At 71.1% G+C, this 5188-nt stretch carries 8 protein-coding genes; 3 read left to right on the plus strand and 5 right to left on the minus strand.

Going from position 1 to position 5188, the window contains the following annotated elements:
• Nucleotides 1–452: L-histidine N(alpha)-methyltransferase (locus tag MFF42_RS18595; protein WP_238257080.1), on the minus strand; the 452-nt coding region annotated here is incomplete at its 3' end.
• 44 nt (nucleotides 453–496) lie between these two features.
• Complete coding sequence (gene egtB / locus MFF42_RS18600) at nucleotides 497–1759, minus strand: ergothioneine biosynthesis protein EgtB (protein WP_238257081.1); 1263 nt, start codon at nucleotides 1757–1759, stop codon at nucleotides 497–499.
• A gap of 231 nt (nucleotides 1760–1990) precedes the next feature.
• On the opposite strand from egtB, the gene murI reads away from it, so the two are divergent.
• Complete coding sequence (gene murI / locus MFF42_RS18605; RefSeq protein ID WP_238257082.1) at nucleotides 1991–2866, plus strand: glutamate racemase; 876 nt, start codon at nucleotides 1991–1993, stop codon at nucleotides 2864–2866.
• 9 nt (nucleotides 2867–2875) lie between these two features.
• Here the strand turns inward: murI and MFF42_RS18610 are convergent, their stop codons facing one another.
• Complete coding sequence (locus tag MFF42_RS18610) at nucleotides 2876–3433, minus strand: metallophosphoesterase family protein (RefSeq protein WP_238257083.1); 558 nt, start codon at nucleotides 3431–3433, stop codon at nucleotides 2876–2878.
• Between the two features lie 186 nt (nucleotides 3434–3619).
• Between MFF42_RS18610 and MFF42_RS18615 the strand changes: the two genes are divergently transcribed.
• Both MFF42_RS18615 and MFF42_RS18620 read left to right on the plus strand, forming a co-directional pair.
• Nucleotides 3620–3937 (plus strand): hypothetical protein, encoded by a 318-nt coding sequence (locus MFF42_RS18615; RefSeq protein ID WP_238257084.1) that lies wholly within the window; start codon nucleotides 3620–3622, stop codon nucleotides 3935–3937.
• Nucleotides 3934–4131 carry a hypothetical protein gene (locus tag MFF42_RS18620; RefSeq protein ID WP_238257085.1) on the plus strand — a complete coding sequence of 66 codons (198 nt, stop codon included), beginning with the start codon at nucleotides 3934–3936 and terminating at the stop codon, nucleotides 4129–4131. The genes MFF42_RS18615 and MFF42_RS18620 overlap by 4 nt, the downstream gene beginning before the upstream one ends.
• Nucleotides 4132–4160: 29 nt before the next feature.
• On the opposite strand, the gene MFF42_RS18625 is transcribed toward MFF42_RS18620, so the two are convergent.
• Together MFF42_RS18625 and MFF42_RS18630 are read right to left on the minus strand one after the other, a co-directional pair.
• Complete coding sequence (locus tag MFF42_RS18625) at nucleotides 4161–4505, minus strand: diacylglycerol kinase (protein ID WP_238257086.1); 345 nt, start codon at nucleotides 4503–4505, stop codon at nucleotides 4161–4163.
• Nucleotides 4502–5188: AbrB family transcriptional regulator (locus tag MFF42_RS18630; RefSeq protein ID WP_238257087.1), on the minus strand; the 687-nt coding region annotated here is incomplete at its 5' end. The genes MFF42_RS18630 and MFF42_RS18625, both read right to left, overlap by 4 nt.

The raw sequence follows: 5188 nt of genomic DNA on the forward strand, positions 1-5188 counted from the left end.
GAGGGCTTCGAGGGCCGGGTGAAGTCGGCCACCACTGGCTCGACCGCGAGGTCGGGGAAGTCGCCCCGCAAAGTCTCGGCCTGCTCGCGCAAAAACTCGCCCGAGACATCGACGGGGAGGTAGGCCGAGAGCTCGGGCAAATGGCGCAGGAGGCGCCGCAGCTTGGCCGTCGAGCCGCTTCCGAACTCGACGAGCGCCGCGCCCTTCGGCAGCAGCGCGGCGATCTCGGGGCCGCGCGCGTCGAGGATGCCGAGCTCCGTCCGGGTCGGATAATATTCCGGCAGGGCGGTGATCTGCTCGAACAGGCCGGAGCCGGCGGCGTCGTAGAAGTACTTGGCCGGCAGCGCCTTCGGGCTCGCGCCGAGCCCGTTCCAGACATCGGCCAGGAACAGCCCGTCCTCGGTGATCGGGGCGGCGGGGCTGGTTTCCGTCAGGCGGGGATCGATCGTCAACGGCTTTCTCCGGGACCACGGGAGGTGGAGGGCGGGATGGGCGATCAACCTCGCGCGTCGGCGAGCCTCAGACCCGTGAACTGCCAGCGCTGGTGGGGATAGAAGAAGTTGCGGTAGCCCGGGCGCGCATGCCCGTCCGGCGTGGCGACCGAGGAGCCGCGCAGCACGTACTGGCTCGACATGAACTTGCCGTTGTACTCGCCGAGCGCGCCGGCCACCGGCCGGTAGCCCGGATAGGGGCCGTAGGCGCTGCGGGTCCATTGCCAGACGAGGCCGAAGGCGTCGTCGATCAGGCCGTCGCGGGCGGCGACCTCCCACTCGGCCTCCGTCGGCAGGTCGCGCCCCGCCCAGCGGGCATAGGCGTCGGCCTCGAAATAGCTGACATGGGTCACGGGCGCGTCCGCATCGACGGCCCTGCGGCCGGCGAGCGACATCGTCGACCAGCCATCGGATTCGCGCCGCCAGTAGCCCGGCGCCTCCCAGCCGTCGCGCTGCACGCAGAGCCAGCCCTCGTTGAGCCACAGCTCGGGGCGCGCGTAGCCGCCATCGGCCATGAAGGCGAGCCAGTCGCGGTTCGTGACGAGGCCGCGGTCGATGGTGGTGCCGAGCATCAGCACATCGTGCTCGGGGCTCTCGTTGTCGAAGGCGAAGCCCTGGCCCGCGTGGCCGATCCGGGCGATGCCTCTTTCCAGGGCAGCCTTGCCGGCGTTTGCCTGCGCCGTGGGCATCGACCAGGCGGGATCGTAGACCGGATCGAGCGGGTTCTGCGCGAAGGCGTGCAGGAGGTCCGTGAACATCAGCTCCTGATGCTGCTGCTCGTGGTAGAGCCCGATCTCCAGGATCGGCAGCGCCCGCTCCAGCGCCGCGTCGGAGGTCTCGCGCAGCCACACCGTCACCGCACGGTCGACATGGGCGCGATAAGCGGCGGTCTCCGCCGTGGTCGGCCGGGTGATCATCCCGCGCATGAAGCGCGGCTGCCGGGGGCCGGCCTGCACGTAGTAGGAATTGAACAGGTAGTGCAGGCGCTCGTCGTAGATGGCGTAGCCCGGCAGGTGCTCGCGCAGCAGGAACTGCTCGAAGAACCACGTCGTGTGCGCCCGGTGCCACTTGGTCGGGCTCGCATCCTCCATCGACTGGATCTGCTGATCCTCCGGCGAGAGCGGGGCGGCGCGCCGCTCGGTCTCGTCGCGGACGGTGCGGAAGGCCGCGATCCAGGCGTCGCGGTCGATCGGGCGTGCGTCGAGCGGGGGCGGCGGGAAGGCCGCGCGGCTCTCAGGATGGGTGAGATGGGCTGCGCCGGCTGCCATGGTTGGAATCTCTTCCTCCGTTGCGCGCCGGAAATAGACGCCGATTGCCCTATGACAACGTCCGAACCCGCCAAGCTGTTCGTCGCACCCCCTGTCGCACCTGCCGACGCGCCTCCCGCGGCACCGGTGGAAGCGCGGCCTTTTTGCAGCCGCAGTGAGGTGTCCTTAACCGTCGCCGCCGGACACTCGCCGCCCCAAGGTTTCATGGATGCGCGAGCCCGGGCGGCGGTCATGCGGATCGATCTGATGGCAGGGGCGACCCTTTCGGCGGCATTGCCGGTGCAGAACGCGCAGCCGGTCATCCTCGTCTTCGATTCCGGCCTCGGCGGCCTCACCGTGCTGGAGCAGGTGCGCCGCGCCCGGCCGGACGCGGCCTATGTCTACGCGGCGGACGACGCGGCCTTCCCCTACGGTGCGCTGAGCGAGGAGCGGCTGGTGGCGCGGGTGATCGCGGTGATGGAGCGGCTGCTGGCGCGCCACGCCCCCGACCTCGTGGTGATCGCCTGCAACACCGCCTCGACCCTGGTGCTGCCGGCCCTGCGCCAGCGCTTCGTCACGCCCTTCGTCGGCGTCGTGCCGCCGATCAAGCCGGCCGCCGCGCTCACCCGCACGCGGGTCATCTCCCTGCTCGCGACCCCCGGCACCGTGGCGCGGGCCTATACCCATGATCTCGTCGCGAATTTCGCGAGCGATTGCGCGGTAACCCTTGTGGGTAGCAAGAACCTCGCGGGCTATGCCGAGGCCGAGATGGCCGGCGCGCGAGTATCGGACGCGGCGATCCTGGCCGAGATCGAGCCCTGCTTCGTCGAGGGCGAGGACGGCCGGCGGACCGACGTCGTGTGCCTCTCCTGCACCCACTATCCGCTGCTGCTGCCCCGCTTCGAGCGTCTTGCCCCCTGGGCGGTCACCTGGATCGACCCGGCCCCGGCCATCGCGCGCCGGGTGATCCAGCTTCTCGGCGAGGGATCGGCGCAGGCCTCCGATGCGCCGCCCGCCCGCGCCGTGTTCACCGGCGGAAGCGGGCTCACCCCGGCGCTCGGCCGGTCGCTGGAGCGGCGGGGTTTGTACGAGACGACGATCGAGGCGATGCCGCTGGCGGTGAACTGAGGCGAGCCGTCACCGCATCGCCCGCGGCGCCAGTTCCTCCGGCACCAGCGTCGCCGCATCCTGCCGCGCCACGATCTCGGCGAGGCCGACCGGCGCGAAATCCCAGGCATCCACGCCGACGTCGCAGGAGCGGGTGGTGTCGGGCAGCGTCGCGTGGGTGTGGCCGTAGAGGTGCCGGGTCTCGCGCCAGAGGCCGGGCCAGGCGCGGTGGGCGTAGTGCGCGAGGAACAGCCGCCAGGTCCGACCCGCTTCGTCCGGCACCGAGATCCGGGCGCTCTCCAGCGGCGGCTCGGCCCAGGGGAGATCGAGCACGCGGTTGCTGTCGTGGTTGCCCCGCACCAGCCGCTTCACCCCGTTCAGCCGCGCGAAGACGGCGGCGCAGTGCTCGCGGCTGGCATGGGCCGCGAAGTCGCCGAGATGCCAGACCTCGTCCGCCGCGCCGACGCGCGCGTTCCAGCGGGCGATCAGCGCCGCGTCATGCGCCTCCACCGAGGCGAAGCCCCGCCGTCGACGCTCGATGAGGTGGGCGTCGCCGAAATGCGTGTCGGCGATGAAGAAGGTAGCCATGCGTTCTTCACGATGCTGTGGAACAAGGCCGCGATCCAGGGGGCGGATCGCCCCGGTCGTCCGCCGACCCGCGCCGGCCCATTTGCCGGTCCTCGCCCGCTCTCAACCCGCCGCGGGCGGCTTTGACTCCGCCACCGACCGTGACAGAAGGTACAGGCATGCCCATCGACCAGCCGAGCGCGCGTGATGGGTTCGGCGATCTCGGCGGACGGTTCGGAGGCAGCAACATTTTTCCGAGGACTCCCGGCGCAGTGTCACCCGGGTTGCTCGGTGCCCCTGCGCAAACGTGCTAGCGCGGCCGTCATGCCGGTCTGGACGAAAATCCTCGTTGTCGCCGCCCTTGCCGTGATCCTGTCGGCCTGGGGATGGATGCTGGACTTGAGCCTCTCCGCCGCCCATGCATGGCTCCTCGAACAGATCGGTCACACGGGGATGCGGCTCCTGATCGGAGCCATGGTGTTCGCGGGCGCCTGGGCGCTCTGGAAGGAGACGGAGGATCGATGAGCCGTCCTCTCGCCGTCGCGCTCCTGGCGCTCGCTCTCTATCTCGGCGTGGTGGACTGCGTTCTGAAACTGGGTTTCTCGGCGGTGCATGCCTGGCTGATCGAGCTGGTCGGCCGGACCGGCCTGTGGGTCGTCATCGCCGCCACCCTGTTCGGCGGCGGCTGGCTCGTCTGGAACGAGCAGGAGGACGGCTGACCGCGGGGCGGCCGCGGCCGCCGCTCCGCTCAGAGCCGGTCGATCAAAGCCGCGCCCCAGATCAGGGCAGCGATGAGCTGGGTCATGAACGCGCCGGCCGAGGCGAGATCCTTCACGATGCCGATCCGGTCGTGCCGGCCGGGATGGAGGTGGTCGCACAGCTTCTCGATGGCGGTGTTGAGGAGTTCCGCCCCGAGCATCAGCAACAAGCTCGCGACGAGCGCCACCCGGACCCACAGGCTGCCGCCCAGAACGAGCGCCACGGGCAGACCGAGCGCCAGCAGGACGAGTTCGAGCCGGACCGCCCGCTCCGTGCGCCCGCCATGGACGAGGCCGCGCCAGGAGTTCAGGAATGCGAGGTAGAGCGCGATCACGGCGTCTCTCCCGGGGCGGCGCGGGCGATCCACTTGGCGAGGATCGGGCCGGTCGCCAGCACGACGAACAGGCGCAGCGTCTGCACCGCGAGCACGAAGGACACGTCGGCCCGCGAGCCCAGGGCGATGATCGCCACTGAGTCGAGCCCGCCGGGACTGGTGGCCAGGAAGGCGGTGAGGAAATCGATCGGCAGCCAGTGGGTCAGGGCCCAGGCCCAGAGTCCGCAGAGCCCGATGATCGCGCCCGTGGCCGTCAGCACGCCCGGCAGGGCGTGGAGCGTCGTGTCCAGGGTCCGCCGGTTGAAGCGCAGGCCGACATACCAGCCGATCGCCGCGTAGGCGGCATCGAGCGCCGGTCCGGGCAGGGCGATGTCGAGCAGGCCGGTGGCGTGCAGGATCGCGCCGAGCCCCATCGGCCCGACCAGGGGTGCGGAGGGCAGCCGCAGCAGGCTCGCGAGGCCGTACCCGACGGCCGCGACCGCGATCGTCGCCGCGAGGCCGGGCCAGGTCCAGGCCTCTTCCGGGCTGCCCGCGCCGGCCGGGCCGGCGACGTCGGCGAGCAGGCGCGCGACGAGCGAGGCCGAGAGCACCACGGCGGCGACGCGCACGTATTGCATGAACGCCACCAAGCGCGGGTCCGCGCCGTAATCCTCGGCCATCGCCACCATGGCCGCGGCGCCGCC

Origin of the sequence: Methylorubrum podarium (assembly GCF_022179745.1) — a bacterium.
In the GTDB taxonomy this organism is placed as follows: Bacteria; Pseudomonadota; Alphaproteobacteria; order Rhizobiales; family Beijerinckiaceae; genus Methylobacterium; species Methylobacterium podarium.